The organism is Luteimonas sp. Soil_C_5 (genome assembly GCF_057656615.1).
Window position 1 is genome coordinate 303,660 of record NZ_JBDGKA010000001.1, and the last position, 22,285, is coordinate 325,944.

The following is a 22,285-nucleotide window of genomic DNA, read 5'->3' on the forward strand; positions in this document are numbered from 1 at the left end:
CGTCGTCGCCGATCCCGTGACCGCCCGCGCCGTGCGCGGGCCGGTCGTCGCCGTTTCCATTCTTCCTGTCGGCCCGCGTGAGAACGCGGGCCTCATTGCATCGGACCTCCTGTCGCCATGAGCACACCCCGCAAGACCGGCACGAAATCTCCTTCCGCGAAATCCGCCAAGGTCAAGGCCAAGCCCAAGTCCTCGCCGCCGAAGTCCAAGCGGATGTCGTCGGCACCGTCCGCGACCGCGAGCGTGACCAGCTCGCTGCTCGTCGCGCCGCCGATCACCCTGTCGAAGGCAGGCACCGCGGGCCCGCGCAAGGCCGGTCCGGGCCTGCTGGATCCGATCTTCGCCGCGGTGCGCAAGCGCGCCGGCAAGGACACGCACCAGGACGCCAACGCCTTCGCGCAGGCGTTCTACCGCCGCATGACCGAGGAAGAACTGCCGCTGCACAGCGCCGACGGCTGGGCCGCGCTCGCCGCCGATCTGTTCGTCTTCGCCGCCAAGCGCAAGGCCGGCACACCGAACATCCGCCTGTTCAATCCCGTACTGAAGACGCATGGCTGGGAATCGCCGCATACGGTGCTGCAGATCGTCAACGACGACATGCCGTTCCTGGTCGATTCGGTGACGATGGCGCTGGCCGAGCAGGGCATCGGCGTCCATGTGCTCGGCCATCCGGTGCTGCAGGTCACCCGTGATCGTGCGGGCCGCATCACCGCGGTCGGCGAAGGCGAGACCGAGTCGGTCATGCATCTGGAGATCGACCGGCAGACGCCGGAAGACAACGCCCGCATCGAAGCCCTCGTGCGCAAGGTGCTCGACGACGTGCGCGGCATCGTTGCCGACTGGCCGGCGATGAAGGAGAAGATGCGCGAAGCGGCGGCCGAACTGCTGTCGCGGCCGATGCCGGTGTCCGATGCGCTGCGCCAGGAAGCGCAGGCGTTCCTGGAGTGGGCGGCCGACGACCATTTCACCTTCTTCGGCTACCGCGAATACAAGGTGCGCACCACGCGCGGCCATGGCGTGCTCGAAGCCGTCGCCGACAGCGGCCTCGGCCTGCTGCGCGAACCGGGCCCGGTGAAGTCGCGTCCGCTCGAATCGCTGGCCGCGCACACGCTGCGCGCCGCGGGCGAAATCGATCCGCTGATCCTCACCAAGACCAGTGCGCGTGCGACGGTGCACCGTCCGGGCTACATGGATTATATCGGCGTCATGCGCTACGACGCCGAGGGCAATGCGCTCAGCGAGCAGCGCTTCCTGGGCCTCTACACCTCCAGCGCATACACGCGCCGCCCGTGGGAAATCCCGCTGGTGCGCGACCGCTTCGACCACGTGATGCGCGAATCGGGGCTCAAGCCGACCGGCCACAGCGGCAAGGCGCTCAAGCACATCCTTGAAACGCTGCCGCGCGACGAGCTGTTCCAGTCGACATCGGACGAGCTGTACCGCCTCGGCACCGGCGTGCTCGGCCTGCAGGAGCGCGTGCGCAGCCGCATGTTCCTGCGCCGCGACCGCTACGGCCGCTTCTATTCGGTGCTGGTCTACATCCCGCGCGACCGTTTCAACACCGACGTGCGTCACCGCATCGAACAGCTGCTGCGCCAGGTCATGCACGCAGACCATGTCGACGCGAGCGTGGTACTGGGCGAATCGCCGCTGGCGCAGCTGCACCTGCTGGTGCGGCCGCGTGCGGGCGAGCAGTTCGAAGTCGACGAGGCGATGCTCGAATCCGAGCTGTCGTCGATCGTGCGCAACTGGCAGGACGACCTGCGCGACGAACTGGTGCGCCGTCATGGCGAGAGCGAAGGCCTGGCGCTGGCCAGCCGCTTCGGCCGCCTGCTGCCGCCGCCCTACATCGAACAGGCGTCGCCCGCGGTCGCCGCGACCGACGTCGAGAAGCTGGCCGCCGCCGAGACCTCGGATGCGCCGCAGCTGAGCCTGTACACGCGCACCTTCCCGCATCGGGACGAGACCACGCTGTGCTTCAAGCTCTACCAGCGCGAGCGCCACCTGCCGCTGTCGGACGTGCTGCCGGTCATGGAGAACATGGGCCTGCGTGTGATCGCCGAGCAGCCGCTGCGCATCGAGGTCGACGGTACGCCGCTGTACATCCAGGACTTCATCGTCGAGGCGCTGGCCGGTGACGTCGACGTCGAGCGCCAGGCCGCGCCGTTCACCGACGCCTTCGACCGCATCTGGCGCGGCGACGCCGAGAACGACGGCTTCAACCGCCTGATCCTGGGCGCCGATCTCGACTGGCGCCAGGTCGCGATGCTGCGCGGGTACTGCAAGTATCTGCAGCAGGTGGGCGTGCCGTTCTCGCAGGCCTATGTCGAGGACACGCTGAACCGCTATCCGCTGCTGGCACGCCTGCTGGTGGAAGTGTTCGAGGCGCGTTTCGATCCGGCCACCGGACACGAGACCCGGGAGCAGATCGCCGCAGGCGTCGCCACGTTCACCCAGCAGCTGCAGACCCTGGGCGGCGACGAGGCCACGATGACGGTGCTGGCGCCGGTGCTGGACGCGCGTGGCCAGGGCCGTGACGCGCAGTACGACCAGGCGCGTACGGCACTGAAGGCGCTGCTCGATCGCGTGTCCAGTCTCGACGAGGACCGCATCGTGCGCAGCTACCTCGGCGTCATCGACGCGACGCTGCGCACCAGCTATTACCAGCGCACCGCCGACGGCGGCTATCGCGAGACGATCGCCTTCAAGTTCGACTCGGCGCGCGTGCCGGACCTGCCCAAGCCGCGCCCCTACCGCGAGATCTTCGTCTACGGTCCCCGCGTGGAAGGCATCCACCTGCGCTTCGGGCCGGTCGCACGCGGTGGCCTGCGCTGGTCCGACCGCCGCGAGGATTTCCGCACCGAAGTGCTGGGCCTGGTCAAGGCGCAGATGGTCAAGAACACGGTCATCGTGCCGGTGGGCTCGAAGGGCGGCTTCATCGTCAAGCGTCCGCCGGTCGGCGGCGACCGCGATGCGCAGTTCGCCGAAGGCGTCGCCTGCTACACGCTCTTCATCAACGGCCTGCTCGACATCACCGACAACATCGTCGATGGCGACATCGTGCCGCCGCAGGATGTCGTGCGGCACGACGACAACGATCCCTATCTGGTGGTTGCCGCCGACAAGGGCACCGCGACCTTCTCCGACATCGCCAACGGCATCGCCCGCGAGCACGGCTTCTGGCTCGACGATGCGTTCGCGTCGGGCGGCTCGGTCGGTTACGACCACAAGGGCATGGGCATCACCGCGCGCGGCGCGTGGGAATCGGTCAAGCGCCACTTCCGCGCGATGGACCGCAACTCGCAGACCCAGGACTTCACCACCGTGGGCGTCGGCGACATGTCCGGCGACGTGTTCGGCAACGGCATGCTGCTGAGCGAACACATCCGCCTGGTCGCCGCGTTCGACCACCGCCACATCTTCATCGATCCCAATCCGGATGCTGCGCGTTCGTTCGCCGAGCGCCAGCGCATGTTCGCGATTCCGCGTTCGAGCTGGGAGGACTACGACAAGTCGCTGATCGCCAAGGGCGGCGGCGTGTGGCCGCGTTCGGCCAAGTCGATCCCGGTGTCGGCGGAGGCGCGCGAAGCGTTGGGCATCGAAGGCGGCGCCGGGCCGATGAGCCCGAACGAGCTGATGTCCGCGATCCTGCGCGCACCGGTCGATCTGCTGTGGAACGGCGGCATCGGCACCTACGTCAAGGCATCGGGCGAAACCCACGCCGACGTCGGCGACCGCGCCAACAACGCACTGCGCGTCGACGGCCGCGACCTGCGCTGCAAGGTGGTAGGCGAGGGCGGCAATCTCGGCCTCACCCAGCTGGGCCGCATCGAGGCGGCGCTGCACGGCGTGCTGCTCAATACCGATTTCATCGACAACTCGGCCGGCGTGGACACCTCGGACCACGAGGTCAACATCAAGATCCTGCTCAACGATGTCGTGCAGTCGAAGAAGCTGACGCTGCCGGCCCGCAACAAGCTGCTGGCGTCGATGACCGACGAGGTCGCCGGCCTGGTGCTGTGGGACAACTACCGCCAGAACCAGGCGCTGAGCCTGATGGAGCGGATGAGCGTGGCGCGCCTGGGGTCGAAGCGGCACTTCATCCGCACGCTCGAAGCGCAGGGGTTGCTCGATCGCCAGATCGAATTCCTGCCTTCGGATGCCGAGATCGGCGAGCGCAAGGCCAAGGGCCTCGGGCTGACCCGTCCGGAGCTGTCGGTGCTGCTGTCGTATTCCAAGCTGGTCGCGTTCGACCAGATGCTGGCCTCCGACATTCCCGAGGATCCCTACCTGTCGCGCGAGCTGCAGCGCTATTTCCCGCAGCCGCTGCAGAAGAAGTACGCGCCGGTGATGGAAGGCCACAAGCTCAAGCGCGAGATCATCGCCACCGCGGTCACCAACCAGATGATCAACCGCATGGGCGCGACCTTCCTGATGCGCATGCAGGAAGACAGCGGCCGTTCGCCGGGCGAGGTGGCCAAGGCGTTCACGATCACCCGCGAGACCATCGAGGCGCGGACGCTGTGGAACCGGATCGACGCCCTGGACGGCACGGTGCCCGAATCGGTGCAGGTCGATGCCCTGCAGGTGATCTGGAACCTGCAGCGGGCGTTCACCCGCTGGCTGCTGGCACGCCCCGGTGCGATTCCGGACATCACCACCGCCGTGGAGCGTTACCACGACGGCTTCCATGCGATCCGCAATGGCCGGCAGATCATCGCCGACAGCCAGCGCGCCGGTCATGACGCCAGCCTGCAGGCATGGATCGACAAGGGCGTGCCGGAGGATCTCGCCGAGCAGCTGTCGGCGCTTCCGTATCTGGACGCGGCCTGCGACATCATCGAGGTCGCCAGCGAGCGCAAGCAGAAGCCGGTCGACGTGGCACGTCTGCACTTCCGTCTCGGCGAGGCCTTGAATCTGCCGTGGCTGGCCGAGCAGATCGACGCGCTGGAAGTCGACGGCCGCTGGCACGCGGTCGCCCGCGGCGTACTGCGCGAGGAACTGGCCGAGCAGCAGCGCGCCCTGGTCAGCCAGATCCTGGGGATGCCGGGCACGACGCCGGAGGAGAAGGTCGCCGCGTGGCTCGCACGCGACGATGCCTCGCTGCGCTTCACCCTGGCGATGCTCGGCGAACTGGCTGCGCAGAAGGCGCTGGACTATCCGACCGCGTCGGTCGCGGTGCAGCGCGTGTCGCAGCTCGTGCAGCGCAGCTGAGATCGCACCGGGAGGGCGCCGCGTGCGCCCTCCTGATGCCGCTTCCGGGTCGCGCTCGTGAGTGATGGGGCTTTTTGTAATGCCCACCGCGCGATCGTGCTGGCATTGGAACCGCATCGCGCGGTTGATGAGGCAGCGGCCGCATCGGCGTCAGAGGCGGACGAGCTTCGTGAAGGGAGCATTTCCATCCTCGGCATGGAAGCGCGTGCGTGCGCGACGGTTTGCATCCCTACGGCACATCGCACGCGAGCAAGTTCCCGCTTGAACACGTCGGACCGCGCGTGGCGCACACGCCCTTCCATCGGCTGCGTTAAGCTGCGCGCCGTCGTTCAAGCACCGGCCCGCCGATGACCGCAACGCCCCGCATCGCCTTCGTCGCCAGCCAGGCCGAGGACGCGCAACGCGCCCTGTCCACGCTGACGGGCCTGCACGGCCAGCACGAACCCGCCGATGCCGACGTGCTGGTGCCGCTGGGCGGCGACGGCTTCATGCTGCAGACGCTGCATCGCCACGGCCATCTCGGCAAACCGGTCTACGGCATGAAGCTGGGCACGGTCGGCTTTCTGATGAACCAGCACCGCGGTGGCGAAGCCGGGCCGGGCCAGGGACTGCTCGCACGTATCGCCGCGGCCGAGCCCGCGGTGCTGCGGCCGCTGGAGATGACCGCGGAAACCGAAGGCGGCACGCGGGTGACCTCGCTGGCCTACAACGAGGTTTCGCTGCTCCGTCAGACCCGCCAGGCCGCGCACCTGCGCATCGATCTCAACGGCACCACCCGGCTGGAAGAACTGGTCGCCGACGGGGTGATCCTGTCGACCGCCGCCGGCAGCACGGCCTACAACTTTTCCGCGCACGGCCCGATCCTGCCGCTGGGCGCCGGCGTGGTCGCACTCACGCCGATCGCGCCGTTCCGTCCGCGTCGCTGGCGCGGCGCGATCCTGCGCGCCGAAACCGAAGTCCGATTCCGCGTGCTCGATCCCTACAAGCGTCCGGTCAGCGTCACCGCCGATTCGCACGAAGTCCGCGACGTGGTCGAAGTGACGATCCACGAGTCGCACACGCATACCGTGACCCTGCTGTTCGATCCCGAGCACAACCTCGAAGAACGCATCCTCAGCGAGCAGTTCGTGGTCTGAACCGGGCGATGCGACGCGGCGTGATGGGGCGCCCGCTCCGGATCTGACGCGGCGCCCGATATGCCGTGCTCAATCGTCGAGACGCGGCCCGTCGCCCGCGGCTACCGCGAGTGGACGCACGCGCTGCACCAGCGTCATCAGGGTGCGCCCGGGTTCCTCGATCGGTGCGAAATGCGCTGAATGCTCGAACCACGCCGCATGCTTGAACGGCGCCTCCACGGCGGCGATCCAGTCGGCGACCGGCTGCGAGGGCGTGGTGTAGTCGTGCAGGCCCAGCAGCATCACCACCGGCGCCTGCACGCGCTGCAGGCCGCGGAAATCGACGCTGCGCCACTCGCCGAGGATGCGGTCGAGCGTGAGCGTGCTGCCGGCGGCGATCGCGCGCCGGTCCTCGGGCGTGTAGTCGGGCGACAGCCGCTGCGCGCGGAAGTAGTAGTCGGAGTTGTCGCGATACGCGCTGTGGCCGCCGTAGTGGATGACCCATTTGCGCTGTGCATCGATGCGACCGCCCCGCAGATCGGCGCCGGGGTAGGGCGCCAGCGCTTCGAGTTCGCGTGCGGCAGTGGCGTTGCCTTCGGCGCGTGCGGCCTCGAGGGCATGCGCGTAGCCGATGGTTTCGTCGGTCCAGGGATGGATGATCTGCCCGATGCCGACATAGGCATGCAGCCATTCGGGCTTTTCCGCCAGTACGCGCATACCGATCACGCTGCCCCAGCTGTGACCGACCAGGATCACCTTGCGCTTGCCGTAGGTCGTGCGCAGCCAGTCGATGAGTTCGATCGCGTCCCCGACGTAACGGTCGATCGCGATCGTCGGCGCGACCGCATCGGCCTCGTTCGCCCGCAACGTGCGGCCGGCGGCGCGCTGGTCCCACTGCACGACGGTGAAGTAGTCCTCCCATGGCCTCTGGAACGTCCATGAGGCCGGCATCATCGGCGCCGCCGGTCCGCCGTGGACGTAGAGCAGGACCGGATTCGCGCGGTCCATGCCGCGCACCGTGATCACCTGGTCGATGCCGCCGATCCGCACGGTATGCGTTTCCTGCACGCCGGTCGGGGCGACGATGCGCTGCAGCTCGCAGACGATGCCGCGGGCTTCCGCGTTGGGATCATCATCCGGCGGAACGGCGCCCGCATACAGCGGCAACGCGAGCAGGGCGAGGGCACACAGGCGGACCAGTGACATGGCGCATTCCTCGTGGCGCGGACTGTGATCCACGCTGCACCTGCGCGCAGATGCGGCCCAGTGCCGTTGGTCAGGGGCCCGTATGCCGGGATCGCGCATAATTCGCGCACGCCGTTCCGGCCGCCTCACGGTCTTCGCACCGTCGATGCCCCGCCGGACACCGCCGCCCCTTCGTTCTGTGATCCGCCATGCCCGACCTGTCCGTTCCCACGCTCACCGTCGCGATCACCACCCGCGCCCTGTTCGATCTCGAGGACAGCCATGCGGTGTTCGAGGCGCAGGGCATCGAAGCCTACGCCGAACACCAGCGCGCCCATGAGGACGATGTGCTCGAGCCGGGCATCGCGTTCCCGCTGGTGCGCAAGCTGCTGGCCCTGAACATCGACGCGCCGCCCGATGCGCCGCACGTCGAGGTGATCCTGCTGTCGCGCAATTCGGCCGACAGCGGGCTGCGGATCTTCAATTCGATCCAGCACCACAACCTGGGCATCACCCGCGCGACGTTCACCTCCGGCGAGCCGACCTGGCCCTACATCAAGCCCTTCGGCACCCAGCTGTTCCTGTCGGCGAATCCCGATTCGGTGCGTCGTGCACTGGAGAACGGGGTTGCTGCCGCGACGATCATTCCGGCGCGCGCACCGGCGCATCGCAACGATCAGCTGCGGATCGCGTTCGACGGCGACGCGGTGATCTTCGGCGACGAGGGCGAACGCCTGTCGCAAGAGGGCGGCCTCGACGCATTCCACAAGCACGAGCGCGAACGCGCGCGCGAGGAAATGACCGGCGGCCCGTTCCGGGGCTTTCTCGCCGCGCTCCACGACCTGCAGGCCGCATATCCGGCCGGCAAGGGCGCACCGATCCGCACCGCGCTGGTCACCGCGCGCTCCGCGCCCGCACACGAACGCGTGATCCGCACGCTGCGCGCCTGGGGCGTGCGTCTGGACGAAGCGCTGTTCCTCGGCGGTCGTCCGAAAGGCCCGTTCCTCGACGCATTCGGCGCCGACATCTTCTTCGACGACTCGCAGCACAACATCGAGTCCGCGCGCCCACACGTCGCCGCCGGCCACGTGCCACACGGCTGGTCGAACCGCTGAACACGATGCGCGATCGACACGATGCGCCGCCGTCGCGCGGCTGGTTCGCCCGTCTGCTCGGACGTCTGCGCGGCGACGGGCCGGACGGCATGCGCCGGCCCTATATCCGCCGGCACGAGGGCTTCGTGTCGCTGCAGTTCATCCGCAGCCAGACGCAGAGCCGCATGGTCGACGGCGATCCCGGCCGGCTGCTGATCGACTACACGCGCACGATGTTCGCGGCGTTGCTGTGGCAGCCGGGGCCGCGGGTGCTCGGCATGGTCGGGCTGGGCGGCGGTTCGCAGGTCAAATTCGCCCACGCGCAATTGCCGGCGACGCGGATTGAGGTGGTCGAGCACAACCCGCACGTGGTGGCGCTGCGCCGCGAGTTCGGCATCCCCGACGACGATGACCGGCTGGACGTGGTGGTCGACGATGGCGCGCGCTTCGTGGCCGCCCGACGCGACGCGTTCGATGTCCTGCTGCTCGACGGCTACGACGAACGCGGTATTCCCGCGGTGCTGTCCACGCAGGCGTTCTACGACGATTGCCGCGACGCGCTGACCGCGCACGGCGTGCTGGCCTGCAACCTCTACGTGCGCGATCCCGAAACGCACGTCGCCAAGCTGCGCCAGGCCTTCGGCGATGCGCAGGTGCTGGTGATCGACGAGCCGAAGATGAGCAACCGGGTCGCCTTTGCATGGCGTGGGGACCTGCCGGACCTGGACGCCGACGCGCTGGTGGCGCGGGTGCCGCCAGCGATCGACGGCCTGCTGACGGGCGTGATGCACCGGATCGCGACGCGCATCGTGCGCCATCGCACGCTGGCTTCGCGCGGCTGAGCGGGGCACGTCCAGCGCCTGCAGGCACTGGAAGGCGTGCACGCGACGGTGCCACCGCATTGCGTCGCCTGGCGAAGGCCGGCACAGTTCCGGACTGGTTCAAAGGTCGCGGAGGCCGTTGCATGCAAGCTTGGATCGTGGGACTCGTCGGCGCACTGGTGCTGGCGACAGGCGCGTCGGCGACGACACGCGGCATGACCCTGGAGCAGATCGCGCAGACCCGCGCGGTCACCCAGGCCCAGGTGAGCCCGGACGGCGCCAATGTCGCCTACCTGCTGTCGGTGCCGCGCACGCTGGGCGTGGATCCGGATGGTCCCGCGCGCAGCGAGCTGCACGTGGTCGACCAGGCCGGCACCAGCCGTGCCTTCATCGCCGGCAAGGTCGACGTGGCCGCGCCGCGCTGGCTGCCCGACGGGCGCTCGATCGCCTACCTCGCCAAGCGCGAAGGTGACGAGAGCCGCCGCGTCTACACGATTCCGCTGCAGGGCGGCGAGTCCACCGTGGCCGCGCAGCTGCGCGGCGACATCACCGCCTACGATCTGTCGCCGGATGGTCGCCGGGTCGCGCTGCTGTCGGTGCAGCGCGAAAGCGATGCGCGCAAGGCGCTGCGCGACAAGGGCTTCACCCAGAAGGTCTACGAGGAAGACTGGCGCCCCGTGGAACTGTGGATCGCCGATGTCGGCGGCCAGGGCGAACCGCGCCGCATCCAGATCGAAGGCAGCGTGCAGTCGGTGCGCTGGAGCCCGGCCGGCGATCGCCTCGCGGTCGTCGTCGCGCCGCGCCAGCTGACCGACGACACGATGGTCGATGCGCGCGTGCGCATGTATTCGGTCGAAGGGCGCGAGATCGGCCGCGTCGACAATCCCGGCAAGCTGGGCGAGATCGCATGGAGTCCCGACGGCGCGCATCTGGCGGTGATCTCGGCGGCCGATGAAAACGATCCGCGCGAAGGCCGACTGACGGTGGTCGGTCGCGACGGGGGTGCACAGCGCGATCTGCTGCCGGGCCTCGAAGGCCACGTCTGGAACGTCGCCTGGCGCGACCCGTCGACGCTCGTGTTCCTCAGCCAGGAAGGCGTGCAGAGCCGGCTGGCCGAGGTCGATGTCGAAGGCGGCACACAGCGCACGCGCCTGGCCGCATCCGGGCCCGTGCACATGGGCCTCAGCGTGGCGGCCAACGGCGCGGTCGCGCTGGTCGGCAGCACGCCCGAGCATCCGTCCGAGGTCTTCCTGCTGCCCGCGGGCGCCAGTGAGGCGAGTCGCCTGACCGACAGCAATCCCTGGCTCAAGGATGTGCGTCTGGCGCGCCAGGAAGTCGTGCGCTACACCGCGCGCGACGGGCTCGAACTCGAAGGCCTGCTGGTGCATCCGCTCGAGCGGCGCGGCAACGCGCGCGTTCCGTTGATCCTGGTCGTGCACGGCGGCCCGGAAGCGCATTACTCGAACGCGTGGCTGAACTCGTATGCGCAGCCCGCGCAGGTCGCGGCCGCACGCGGCTTCGCGTCGTTCTTTCCGAACTACCGGTCCAGCACCGGCCGCGGGCTGGCGTTCTCCAAGCTGGGCCAGGGTCGCCCGGGCATGGAGGAGTTCGACGACCTGGTGGACGGCGTCGATCACCTGATCGACATCGGCCTGGTCGATCGCGACAAGGTCGGCATCACCGGTGGGTCCTACGGCGGATACGCGAGTGCCTGGGGCGCGACGTACTACAGCGAGCGCTTCGCGGCATCGGTGATGTTCGTCGGCATCTCGGACCAGGCCAGCCTGGTCACCACCGGCGACATTCCGCGCGAACAGCACCTCGTGCACATGCGCAGCTGGCCGTGGGACAACCCGGACATGTATCGCCAGACCAGCCCGATCACCCACGCGCAGAAGTCGCGTACGCCGACGCTGATCCTGCACGGTGAAGCCGATCCGCGCGTACCGGTGATGCAGTCCTACATGCTGTACCGCTACCTGCAGCTCGCCGGCCAGGCGCCGGTGCGTCTGGTGCTGTATCCGGGCGAAGGTCACGGCAACACGCGCGGTGCATCGCGTTACGACTATTCGCTGCGTCTGATGCAGTGGATGACGCATTACCTGACCGGACGCGGCGGTGAACCGCCGGCCTACGAGATCGACTATCCGCTGCCGGAGCAGGCGACGCCTGCGCGCTGAAGACGCGTCGCACGTCGTCCCACAGAACCGCGCCGAAATCCGGCGCGGTTTTTTCTTGCGCCGCGTTGGATCCAGCGTGCGCCTGACTGGTAATCCGCAGGGCATTTGCAGCGTGATGGACGCACTGGATTCACGCGGCCGTCGCCTGCGCGTCACGCCTCCTTGCGTCGCGCATCGATAGCGTGTCGCCATCGATCCACGCACCGATGCATCGCATTGCCTGCGTTGGACGATGCGGCCCCCGGCCACGCCGGCGATGCGCCGCTCCGATCACATATTGGGAGATCCCTCACGATGAGCAACAAGACCGCGAATACCCTGAACGACCTCATTTCGATTGCCCGCGACGGCAAGGAGTTCTACGAAGAGGCCGCGCAGAAGATCGACGATGCCGAGCTGAAGACGCTATTCGCCCGCATCGCCACCAACAAGGCGCAGATCGTCAACGAGCTCAGCGCTGCGGTGCAGGCCGCGGGCGGTACGCCGGAAGATTCCGGCACGATGGTCGGCAGCATGCAGCAGATGTACGGCAAGCTCCGCGCCACGCTGGGTGACAAGGAATACGGCTACGTTGCCGAACTGGAAGAGTCGGAAGACCGCCTGCTGGAAGCCTTCGACGAAGCTGCGCGTGATGCCGACACGCCGCCGGCCGCGCGTGACGTCGTCGTGCGTCTGCTGCCGGAAGTCCGCGCCTGCCACGACGTGATGCGCACCCGCAAGAAGGCGATGAAGGCAGCGAAGTAATCCGCTGACGGTGCGCGTCTGCAGGCCGGCACCGATGCATCGCGCATTGCCGGCCTGAACGATGCGATGCCCTAGAAACCGACCGGTTCTGCCGGTCGGTTTTTTTTTGTTCCTGTAATGGTGCTGGCCGTCGTGGCGGGCAGGGCACTGCAATCGGACGGGTCGCCTCTGGCATCATCGGGCGATGAACATCTCCGCGCCCGAAACCGCCCCCGCGCCCCGCACCGATCGCCGCCGTGTGCTGTTTGCCAGCCTGATCGGCACGACGATCGAGTTCTTCGATTTCTACATCTACGCCACCGCCGCGGTGCTGGTGTTCCCGGCGCTGTTCTTTCCGTCGGCGGATCCCGCGTCCGGTGTGCTGCAGTCGCTGGCCACATTCGCGCTGGCGTTCTTCGCGCGGCCGATCGGCTCGGCGGTGTTCGGGCATTACGGCGACCGCGTCGGGCGCAAGGCGACCCTCGTCGCGGCCCTGCTGACGATGGGGATCTCCACGGTGCTCATCGGCCTGTTGCCCACGCATCCCCAGATCGGCGTCACGGCGCCTCTTCTGCTGGCGCTGTGCCGGTTCGGACAGGGCCTGGGGCTGGGCGGCGAGTGGGGCGGTGCGGTCTTGCTGGCGACCGAGAACGCGCCGCCAGGCAAGCGCGCCTGGTATGGCATGTTCCCGCAGCTGGGCGCGCCGATCGGCTTCTTCCTCGCGACGGGTTCCTTCCTGCTGCTGACGGCGGTGATGGACGATGCCGCCTTCCTGTCCTGGGGCTGGCGCATTCCGTTTCTCGCCAGCGCCGTGCTGGTGCTCATCGGCCTGTGGGTGCGGCTGAAGATCCACGAGACGCCCGATTTCCAGAAGGTGCTCGATCGCCAGGAGTGCGTCCGTCTGCCGATCCGCGACGTGCTGGTGCACGAATGGCGCGGCGTCGTGGCCGGCACCCTGCTGGCGCTGGCGACCTTCGTGCTGTTCTATCTGATGACGGTGTTCGCGCTGAGCTGGGGCACCGCGCAGCTGGGCTATTCGCGCGAGCGTTTCCTCGTGCTGCAGCTGGTCGGCGTGCTGTGCTTCGCGGCGACGATCCCGATCGCCGCGCTGTACGCGGACCGCGTGGGCCGGCGCCGCGCGATGATCGTCGCGAGCGTGCTGATCCTGCTGTTCGGCCTGGCGTTTTCGCCGCTGTTCGTGGCCGGCAGCACCGTGGGCGTGCTCGCGTTCCTGATGCTGGGCCTGGCGTTGATGGGCCTGACCTACGGGCCGGTTGGCACGATGCTAGCCGAGCAGTTCCCCACCGCCGTGCGCTACACCGGCGCGTCGCTGGCGTTCAATCTGGCGGGCATCTTCGGCGCGTCGCTGGCGCCGTACATCGCGACCTGGCTGGCAGGACGCTACGGCCTGCACGCGGTGGGCTGGTATCTCGCCGCGGCCGCACTGTTGAGCCTGGGCGCGCTGCTGTCGCTGCCGCGCGACCCCCCCGTGCCTGTGGACCGCACGCCTTAGACTGGCCGCGATCTCGAAGTGGAGCGCGCAATGAATACCTGGTGGCTGGGCAGCGTCGCGCTGGCCGCGATCGTCGGCATGGTGCTGCCGCTGCAGGCGGTGCTCAATGCGCGGCTCGGCGCACTCACCCAGGGCGCGCTGTTCGCGTCCTTCGTCTCGTTCGCGGTCGGCACCCTGGTGCTGGGGGTGGTGCTGACGGTGTCGCGCACGCCGTGGCCCAGTCTGCGCGACCTGGCCACGCTGCCGCCCTGGCTGTGGCTGGGCGGCGTGATCGGCGCGGCCTTCGTGTTCTGCGGCACGCTGCTGGTGCCGCGGCTGGGTGCGGCCGGACTGATCTGCCTGATCGTGTTCGGACAGGTCGTGGGCTCACTGCTGGTCGACCACTTCGGCGTGCTGTCGCCGGCGCGTCCGGTCGATCTCATGCGGCTCGCCGGCGCGGGCCTGGTCTGCGTAGGTGCGCTGATGGTGGTGCGTCCGTGGAGCGCGGGATGAGCGACACGCCCGCACTGCAGCCCCCGGTCGCGCTGCCGCCGGCGATGCGCGCTGCCCTCGAGGTCGCCTACGTGCAGCCGCCCCGCGCCTATCACTCGTTCGCGCACGTCGAGGCGCTGCTGCGGCTGTACGCGGAAGTGGCGGAGACAACGGGCTGGGCGCAGCCGGCCGAGGTGTATCTCGCGATCCTGTATCACGACGCCATCTATGACGCGCGCCGCGAAGACAACGAAGCGCGCTCGGCGGCGATGGCGGCCGGGGCGATCGCCCAGCATCTGCCTGATGCCGGCATCGACATCCCCCGCGTGGTCGGTCTGATCGAAGCGACCGCGGCCCATGGTCGCCACGTCGCCGGTGATTTCGGCGCCGATGCGATCGGCGACGACACGAGGCGCTTTCTCGATTGCGACATGGCGATCCTCGGCGCGGACCCGGCGGCGTTCGACGCCTATGACCGCGGCATCGCCGCCGAGTACCGGCACGTGCCGCGCTGGCTGTACACATTGAACCGGCGCCGGTTTCTCAAGGGCCTGCTGGCGCGTGAGCGGATCTATTTCGACGACGGTTTCCATGCGCGTTTCGATACGCAGGCCCGGCACAACCTGCGACGCGCGGTGACCACCAAACGCTGAGCCTGCGGAAGCGGCGCGGTATCATCTGCCGCATGGCCAAACTCCTGCTCAACCTGCGCTACGTGCCCGAGGACGAAGCTGCCGATGTCCGTGCGTTTCTCGACGCGGCGCGGCTCGAGTGGTACCAGACCCGTCCCAGCCCGTTCGGCATTTCCCAGGGCGGCATCTGGCTGCGCAACAACGAGGATCTGCCCGAAGCCAAGCGGCTGATGGCCGAGTACCAGGGCGGCCGTCAGGCGCGTGCGCGCGAAGAACAGGCGCAGGCCGAACGCGACGGGACGGCCGAGACCTTCGGTGACATCGTCCGTCGGGATCCGGTGCGCTTCGCCGGCATCGTCGTCGCGATCCTGTTCCTGCTGGGATTGCTGGCCGTGCCCGGGTACATGCTCTCGCGCTGACCGCGGGCCTGCACCGCGTCACCGGGCCACGACGCCGGCATCGCGAAGCTGCGCGTCCGCATTGCCCGTCACCTGTCCGCACTGCGGCATCGGTGGCAGACCCCGGAGTCCGTCATGGCCACGCCGCCCGACCGCAGCACACCCAGGCCGAAGACTGCCCCGTGGACACGACCGAACCCGAAGCCCAAGGCGGCGCGCGGGCATCTGACGGATGCGCAGAAGAACGCGGCACGCCAGCGTGCGGACGAGGCCGGTCGGCGCTATCCCAACCTCGTCGACAACATGTGGGCGTCGCGCCATCTCACGCGGGACGGGACGCCGAAGGCCTGAGGCCCGCGGCTCACGCGTCGTCGAGGTCCTGGTAGAGCTGGATCCAGTTGCCGCAGGTGTCGTCGAACACGGCAATCGCCTGGGGTTCCGCTGTGGCGGGTGTCGACCGGACTACCCCGCAATGCGCATCGACAGAACCGGTGTCGGCGCCGGAATTGTTAAAGTCTTCCGCTGCCCGCGCCCATGCGCGGCAGACCCCAGCCATTGCCCGGAGATTCCATGCGCGCACACCGCACGCCGTCACGCCCCCTGTTCGTCGCCCCGATCGTGCTGATCGCCGCGTTGACCGCCCTGCCAGCCGCCGCCCAGCGCGACATCCGCTTCGACGCGGCCGAGGCTCCGACCGGCGGCACGCTGGTGCTGGCCGTGCCCCAGGTGGCGGAAGGCGCTGCGCGTGACGGCGCGTTCGCGCGCATCGATGCCACCAGCCAGGGCGCGTTGACGCGCGCGGTGACCGCCGCCGGTTTCAGCGGCAAGGCCGACAGCCAGCTGGACCTGCCGGGGATTGCGGGGTTCGATCGCGTGCTGCTGGTCGGCACCGGCGAAGGCGCGGCGGATGCGCGCCGCATCGAGGACGTCGGCGGCCACATCGGTCGCTTCGCCGCACGCAGCCGCGCGCCGCAGGTCGATGTCCTGTGGGAGGGCGCGGAATCCGGCGCCGCGGCGCAGCTGGCGTTCGGCGCCGCGCTCGGCCAGTACCGATTCGACAAATATCGTACCGGCGGCGATGCCGACACGGCGCGCGCAGGCGAGGGCACCCTGGTCGTCCGCAGCCCCGAAGGCGCCGCTGCGGCGCGCAGCTGGGACGGTGACTGGAAGGCGGTGGCCGAGGGCGTCGCGTTCGCCCGCGATCTGGTGACCGAGCCGGCCAATGCGCTGTATCCCGAAGAATTCGTCGCGCGCACGCGGGCTGCGTTCGCCGGCAAGCCGAACATCAGCATCGAAGTGCTGGACGTCCCGGCGATGGAACGCCTGGGCATGGGCAGCCTGCTGGCCGTGGGCCAGGGCAGCGTGCGGCCGCCGCGGATGATGATCGTGCGCTACAACGGCGGCGCGCGCGGCGAGGCGCCGGTGGCGTTCGTCGGCAAGGGCATCACCTTCGATTCGGGCGGCATCTCGATCAAGCCCAGCGAGAACATGTGGCGCATGAAGTACGACATGACCGGCGCCGCCAGCGCGACGGGCGCCGTGCTCGCACTGGCCGGCCGCAACGCCAACGTCAACGCCGTCGCGGTCGCCGCGCTGGCCGAGAACATGCCCTCGGGTTCGGCCACGCGTCCGGGCGACGTGATCCGCACCGCGGCCGGCAAGACGTACGAAGTCATCAGTACCGATGCCGAAGGCCGCATGGTGCTGGTCGACGCGCTCTGGTACGTGCAGCGTCAGGACAACCCGCGCGTGATCGTGGACATCGCCACTCTGACCGGCGCCATCGTCACCGCGCTGGGCAACGACTATGCCGGCCTGTTTACCCGCGACGACGCGCTGGCCGCACAGCTGGAGCGTGCAGGCGAAGCCGCCGGCGAGCCGGTCTGGCGCATGCCGATGCATCCGGGCTACGGCAAGCTGCTGGAATCGCCGATCGCCGACATGCGTAACGGCGGCGGACGCCCGGGCTCGGGCACGGCCGCGCATTTCATCGGCGAGTGGATCGATGCTGGCCGTTCGTGGGCGCATCTGGATATCGCCGGCATGGCCTGGCGCGACGGCAACGAACTGTCGACGACGCCGGCCGGTGCCTCGGCATATGGCGTGCGCCTGTTCGACCGCTTCGTGCGGGAGAACTACGAGCGCTGAGGCGCATGGGTGGGGCGGGACAGATGCAGGTCCCGTCCCCCTTTCAACGCCGTCATCCCGCCGGCCTCTGACGGACGCAGGTCCATCCAGGCCGTGAATCCGGTGCCCTGAAGGCGCGATGCGTTCCGGATGCTGGAAGCCGCTGGATGGACAGCCATTCGGCTGTTGAAGCGCGCTTCCGGCGCGACCGGACAGTCGTTCGTTGAAGGCTGCCGGGATGACGATTCTCTGCGGCCCGTTCAAGAACGGGCCGCAGGATCTTCCCGCCGACTCCCAGGCCACTGTTCTGCGCTCGAAGCAGCGGCCTCCGGGGCTCACCGGGGGACATCGACTGCCGAGATTCGAGGCAGGGTGAAGCCCGCCCCCCGCTACAATTCCCCGCATGATCGACAACCTCGCCGCCTACCACTTCGTCGTCATCGACGAGCCCGACGCCGTCGCCGCGTGGCTGCACGCGTTGGCCGAGGCGGGCGAGCTGCGCGGCACGGTGCTGGTCGCGCCCGAGGGGATCAACCTGTTCCTCGCCGGTCGCATCGAGGCCATCGATGCGCTGATCGATGCCGTGCGCGGGGATGCGCGTTTCGCGACGCTGCAGGTCAAGCGCAGCGGCAGCGATGCGGTGCCGTTCGCGCGGCTCAAGGTCAAGGTCAAGCCCGAGATCATCAGCTTCCGAAAACCCGAAGCGATGCCGGTCGCAGCGCCCGCGCGTGCGCCGGACGTGACGCCCGACACGCTGGCGCGCTGGATCACGCAGGGCCATGACGATGCCGGCAAGCGCCTCGTGCTGCTCGATACGCGCAACCGCGAAGAGTTCGGCTTCGGCACGTTCTCAGGCGCGCTGACCTTGCCGATCGACAACTTCACCGAACTGCCCGGTGCGCTCGCCCCGCATCGCGAGGCATTGCGCGACGCGACCGTGGTGAGTTTCTGCACCGGCGGCATCCGCTGCGAGAAGGCGGCGCTGTGGATGCGCGCCGACGGCATGGACAACGTGCTGCAGCTCGATGGCGGCATCCTCGGTTACTTCGAACAGGTCGGCGGCTTCGGCTACGACGGCCGCTGTTTCGTATTCGACGACCGCGTTGCACTGGATCCAGAGCTGCGTCCGCTGCAGGACGGCGTGCCAGCATGAGCTGGCTCGGTTTCGTCCTAGTGGTGCTCGGCATCTGGCTGGCGTTCAAGGTCGCCGGCGTGGTGCTGCGGCTGATCGTCACGGTGCTGATCGTGATCGCCGCCTACTGGTGGCTGGCGCCGTATTTCGGCTGGCCACCGCTGGGCGAGGTGATCTACGTACTGGGCCCGGACGTGCGGATGCCGGAGATTTCCCTGCCGGATCTGCCGCTGCCGTAGGTGTCGGCCGGCAATGCAGTCGATGCATTGTCAGCGTCTGCAGATGCGCACCGCGCGCTGGCGAGTGGCCGGTCGCATGATCGCTGGTGCGACCGGGACCGCCGCGTCACGCGCGCGCAGCTGCAGGAATCGAGCCGCGGCTATGCCTCAGCCGAACTCGCGCGACGGCAGGACGTAGCGCCGGTCGGGACGGCCGACCAGATCGAGGAAATTGTTGAATACCGCGCCGGCCTGCGCCTGCATCGGTGCGATGTGCCGCTGGGTCAGCGTGCGGATCGCCTCGGCGTCGTGGGCGAGGCCGGAGGCGGCCAGCTCGTCGCGATAGGCCGGCGTCGCCAGCCAGCGCTCGATCAGCGGCTGGTCCATTTCGAGATGGAACTGGAACCCGTAGGCGTTGTCGCCGTAGCGGAAGGCCTGCTGCTCGCAGCTGTCGGTGCGGGCCAGATGCACGGCCGTGGCCGGCACCTCGAAATGGCGACCGTGCCACTGGAACACCGATGACGCGCTGCCCAGCGGCGCCAGCACGGGATCGGCCCGGCCGGCGTCGGTCGTGTGCAGCGGATACCAGCCGATCTCCGGCCGCTCGATACGACGCACGGGCGCGCCCAGCACATGCGCGAGCAGTTGCGCGCCGAGGCAGATCCCCAGCACCGGACGGCCGAGTTCGAGCATGCGCTCGATCGCGCGCAGCTCGGTCAACAGATGCGGGCGCGCGTGGCGTTCCTCGACGTTCATCGGCCCGCCGAGCACCACCAGCCCGCGATAGCGATCCACCGTCGGCTGCGCCTCCGGCTCGCGTTCGAAATTGACGAAGCGGATGCGGTGACCGCGCCGGCGGATCAGCGGATCGAGCGTGCCCAGCGGTTCGGCGGCGACATGCTGGAAGACGAGAATGCGGGGCATGGGGCGATTCTAGAGGGCATGGTCGCGCGATGCCTCACGGCGCGTCGCCATCGCAGCGGTTCGCCGTTGTCCTGGCTGCCTTCAATGGACGACTGTCGGATCACGCCGGAAGCGCGCTTCAACAACCGAATGGCTGTTCACCAGCGCCTCGAGACGCCAGGGGCAGCAGAACGCCACGCCTTCGACACCGTCATTCCGACGAAAGCCAGCACCGGATGGTCTGAACCCTGAGGAAGGCAGGAAGCCACGACATCGTCATCCCGTCGCAAGCTGGGATCCAGCGCCTTGGAATTTTGCGGGAGGCAAAAAGCCTCGCCTCCAGCACCGTCATCCCGGCGAAGGCCGGGATCCAGCGCCTTGAACCTCTGTGGCGGGCAGAAACGTCGCGCCCTCGACACCGTCATGCGGGCGTACCGGGAATCCGGTGCCCTGTGTTTCTGCAGAGGAACCACGCCTTCAACGCCACCATCCCGGCGGCCTTCAACGGACAACTGTCCAGTCACGCCGGGAGCGTTTTTCAACAGCCGCCCGGCGGGTCATCCAGTACCTTGGCGCGCGACCGGAGGCGGCCAGTCACTGGATTCCGGCTTGCGCCGGAATCACGTCAAAGGCGCGCCGGGCCGGAGCCTCAGCGCGGATCGCGACGCGGCGGACCCTTGCGCGGGCCGCCCGGCTTGAAACCACTGGGCTTGTGACCCGGGGGCTTCGCACCGAAGGGACGCTTGGCGCGCGGCGGGGCCGCGGTCATGTCGGCGTCTTCGGCGCGGCGGATGCGGATCGGCTGGCCGCCGACACGCACCTTCTTCAGATGCTCCAGCAGCTCGCGCGGCATGCCTTCCGGCAGGTCGACGAGGCTGTAGTCGTCGCGGATGTCGATGCGGCCGATGAACTTGCTTTCGAGATCGGCTTCATTGGCGATCGCGCCGACGATGTTGCCCGGCTGCACGCCGTGCACGTAGCCGACCTCTATGCGGAAGGTCTCCATGCCGACGTCCGGATCGCGCGGACCGGTGTCAGGGCGCGGCGCACGCGGTTCGCGCGGCTCACGGGCTTCACGCGGTTCGCGTGCGCTACGCGAGGCCTCGCGGCCACCCGGACGCTCGACGAACTCTCGCTCGAACGCGGGCTTCTCCGGCTTGCGCGGCGGCTCCAGCAGCAGCGGCGTGTCGCCCTGGACGACCTTGGCCAGCGCAGCGGCGATTTCGGCCGCCGGCACGTTGTGCTCGCGCTCGTAGCGTTCGATCAGCTCGCGGAACATGCCCAGCTCGCTGCTGCCCAGCGCGGTGGTGATCTTCTCGAGGAACTTGGACACGCGCGCTTCGTTGACGGTCTCGACGCTCGGCAGCTGCATCTGCTCGATCTTCTGCCGCGTCGCGCGCTCGATCGCGCCGAGCATGCCGCGCTCGCGCGGGGCCACGAACAGGATCGCCTCGCCACTGCGACCGGCGCGGCCGGTGCGGCCGATGCGGTGCACGTAGCTTTCGGTGTCGTAGGGAATGTCGTAGTTCAGCACGTGGCTGATGCGGTCGACGTCCAGGCCGCGCGCGGCGACGTCGGTCGCCACCAGCACGTCGAGACGGCCGTCCTTGAGGTTCTGGATCGCACGCTCGCGCTGCTTCTGGTCCAGATCGCCATTGATCGCCGCGGCCGACAGGCCACGCGCCGACAGCTTCTGCGCCAGTTCCTCGGTCGCCAGCTTGGTGCGCGCGAAGATGATCATCGCGTCGAAGGGCTCGGCCTCGAGAATGCGGGTCAGCGCGTCGAGCTTGTTGACGCCGCTGACCATCCAGTAGCGCTGGCGGATGTTGGCGGCCGTCGTCGTGGTCGCCTTGATCGCGATCTCGACGGGATTTTTCAGATAGGTCTGGGCGATGCGCTTGATCTGGCTCGGCATCGTCGCCGAGAACAGCGCGACCTGGCGCGTGTCCGGGGTCTTCTTCAGCACCGCCTCGACGTCGTCGATGAAGCCCATGCGCAGCATCTCGTCGGCTTCGTCGAGCACCAGGGCGCGCAGCTCGGACAGATCCAGCGAGCCGCGGTCGAGATGGTCGATGACGCGGCCGGGCGTACCGACGATGACCTGCACGCCGCGCTTGAGCGCGCTCAGCTGCTGGGCGTAGCCCTGGCCGCCGTAGATCGGCAGCACGTGGAAGCCCGGCATGAAGGCCGCGTACTTCTGGAAGGCCTCGGCCACCTGGATCGCCAGTTCGCGCGTCGGCGCGAGCACCAGCGCCTGCGGCTTGCGCTGGGCGGGATCGATGCGCGCCAGCACGGGCAGCGCGAACGCGGCCGTCTTGCCGGTACCGGTCTGGGCCTGGCCCAGCAGGTCGCGGCCTTCGAGCAGCGGCGGAATGGTCGCGGCCTGGATCGGCGACGGCGACTCGTAGCCGACCGCGGTCAGCGCGCGCAGCAGGGTCTCAGGCAGGGCGAGATCGGTGAACTTGGGGGCGTCTTGGGGCGTGATGGGCGACTCGGCGCTCATGATGCTGTCTCTCGTAGCGCCGGCGCAGGGCCGGTCGGGGAACCGCATAGTGTAGC

The 22,285-nt window shown here is 68.8% G+C and carries 18 protein-coding genes; 14 read left to right on the forward strand and 4 right to left on the reverse strand.

Features of this window, described 5'->3' with window-relative positions; genetic code table 11:
• Positions 1–213 precede the first annotated feature (213 nt).
• Together AC3A5K_RS01480 and AC3A5K_RS01485 are read left to right on the forward strand one after the other, a co-directional pair.
• Positions 214–5,214 carry an NAD-glutamate dehydrogenase gene (locus tag AC3A5K_RS01480; protein WP_487616290.1) on the forward strand — a complete coding sequence of 1,667 codons (5,001 nt, stop codon included), beginning with the start codon at positions 214–216 and terminating at the stop codon, positions 5,212–5,214.
• Positions 5,215–5,561: 347 nt separating this feature from the next.
• Entirely contained in the window at positions 5,562–6,350 is a 789-nt protein-coding gene (locus tag AC3A5K_RS01485; RefSeq protein ID WP_487615740.1) for an NAD kinase, read from the forward strand.
• Positions 6,351–6,419: 69 nt separating this feature from the next.
• On the opposite strand, the gene AC3A5K_RS01490 is transcribed toward AC3A5K_RS01485, so the two are convergent.
• Positions 6,420–7,535, reverse strand: a complete 1,116-nt coding sequence (locus AC3A5K_RS01490; RefSeq protein WP_487615741.1) for an alpha/beta fold hydrolase — start codon at positions 7,533–7,535, stop codon at positions 6,420–6,422.
• 188 nt (positions 7,536–7,723) lie between these two features.
• On the opposite strand from AC3A5K_RS01490, the gene AC3A5K_RS01495 reads away from it, so the two are divergent.
• The 9 genes from AC3A5K_RS01495 to AC3A5K_RS01535 all read left to right on the forward strand — a co-directional run bounded on the left by AC3A5K_RS01495 (position 7,724) and on the right by AC3A5K_RS01535 (position 15,697).
• Positions 7,724–8,629, forward strand: a complete 906-nt coding sequence (locus AC3A5K_RS01495) for a 5'-nucleotidase (protein WP_487615742.1) — start codon at positions 7,724–7,726, stop codon at positions 8,627–8,629.
• A gap of 5 nt (positions 8,630–8,634) precedes the next feature.
• Positions 8,635–9,450, forward strand: coding sequence for a spermine/spermidine synthase domain-containing protein (locus AC3A5K_RS01500; protein ID WP_487615743.1), 816 nt, complete (start codon positions 8,635–8,637; stop codon positions 9,448–9,450).
• Between the two features lie 122 nt (positions 9,451–9,572).
• Entirely contained in the window at positions 9,573–11,609 is a 2,037-nt protein-coding gene (locus AC3A5K_RS01505) for an alpha/beta hydrolase family protein (RefSeq protein ID WP_487615744.1), read from the forward strand.
• 294 nt (positions 11,610–11,903) lie between these two features.
• On the forward strand, positions 11,904–12,353 hold the full coding sequence (locus AC3A5K_RS01510; RefSeq protein ID WP_487615745.1) for a PA2169 family four-helix-bundle protein: 450 nt from the start codon (positions 11,904–11,906) through the stop codon (positions 12,351–12,353).
• A gap of 184 nt (positions 12,354–12,537) precedes the next feature.
• Positions 12,538–13,845 carry an MFS transporter gene (locus AC3A5K_RS01515; RefSeq protein ID WP_487615746.1) on the forward strand — a complete coding sequence of 436 codons (1,308 nt, stop codon included), beginning with the start codon at positions 12,538–12,540 and terminating at the stop codon, positions 13,843–13,845.
• 30 nt (positions 13,846–13,875) lie between these two features.
• A complete protein-coding gene (locus AC3A5K_RS01520) occupies positions 13,876–14,337 on the forward strand; it encodes a DMT family transporter (protein ID WP_487615747.1) in 462 nt (153 codons plus the stop codon).
• On the forward strand, positions 14,334–14,969 hold the full coding sequence (locus AC3A5K_RS01525; RefSeq protein WP_487615748.1) for an HD domain-containing protein: 636 nt from the start codon (positions 14,334–14,336) through the stop codon (positions 14,967–14,969). Before AC3A5K_RS01520 ends, AC3A5K_RS01525 begins: the two co-directional genes overlap by 4 nt.
• Before the next feature lie 32 nt (positions 14,970–15,001).
• Positions 15,002–15,367, forward strand: a complete 366-nt coding sequence (locus tag AC3A5K_RS01530; protein ID WP_487615749.1) for a DUF6164 family protein — start codon at positions 15,002–15,004, stop codon at positions 15,365–15,367.
• Positions 15,368–15,481: 114 nt separating this feature from the next.
• Positions 15,482–15,697 (forward strand): hypothetical protein, encoded by a 216-nt coding sequence (locus AC3A5K_RS01535; protein ID WP_487615750.1) that lies wholly within the window; start codon positions 15,482–15,484, stop codon positions 15,695–15,697.
• Positions 15,698–15,707: 10 nt separating this feature from the next.
• Here AC3A5K_RS01535 and AC3A5K_RS01540 read toward each other — a convergent pair whose 3' ends face one another.
• Positions 15,708–15,902, reverse strand: coding sequence for a hypothetical protein (locus tag AC3A5K_RS01540; protein ID WP_487615751.1), 195 nt, complete (start codon positions 15,900–15,902; stop codon positions 15,708–15,710).
• Positions 15,903–15,916: 14 nt separating this feature from the next.
• Here AC3A5K_RS01540 and AC3A5K_RS01545 point away from each other — a divergent pair, with 14 nt between their 5' ends.
• The 3 genes from AC3A5K_RS01545 (at position 15,917) to AC3A5K_RS01555 (ending at position 18,844) form a co-directional block, all read left to right on the forward strand.
• A complete protein-coding gene (locus AC3A5K_RS01545) occupies positions 15,917–17,494 on the forward strand; it encodes a leucyl aminopeptidase (protein ID WP_487615752.1) in 1,578 nt (525 codons plus the stop codon).
• Between the two features lie 382 nt (positions 17,495–17,876).
• The gene (locus tag AC3A5K_RS01550) at positions 17,877–18,626 is read left to right on the forward strand and encodes a sulfurtransferase (protein ID WP_487615753.1); all 750 of its coding nucleotides are present in this window, start codon (positions 17,877–17,879) and stop codon (positions 18,624–18,626) included.
• On the forward strand, positions 18,623–18,844 hold the full coding sequence (locus tag AC3A5K_RS01555) for a hypothetical protein (RefSeq protein ID WP_487615754.1): 222 nt from the start codon (positions 18,623–18,625) through the stop codon (positions 18,842–18,844). The genes AC3A5K_RS01550 and AC3A5K_RS01555 overlap by 4 nt, the downstream gene beginning before the upstream one ends.
• A gap of 147 nt (positions 18,845–18,991) precedes the next feature.
• Here AC3A5K_RS01555 and AC3A5K_RS01560 read toward each other — a convergent pair whose 3' ends face one another.
• Together AC3A5K_RS01560 and AC3A5K_RS01565 are read right to left on the reverse strand one after the other, a co-directional pair.
• The gene (locus tag AC3A5K_RS01560) at positions 18,992–19,747 is read right to left on the reverse strand and encodes a type 1 glutamine amidotransferase (RefSeq protein WP_487615755.1); all 756 of its coding nucleotides are present in this window, start codon (positions 19,745–19,747) and stop codon (positions 18,992–18,994) included.
• A gap of 628 nt (positions 19,748–20,375) precedes the next feature.
• Positions 20,376–22,229: a DEAD/DEAH box helicase gene (locus AC3A5K_RS01565; protein ID WP_487615756.1), complete on the reverse strand. Its 1,854-nt coding sequence runs from the start codon at positions 22,227–22,229 to the stop codon at positions 20,376–20,378.
• Positions 22,230–22,285 lie beyond the last annotated feature (56 nt).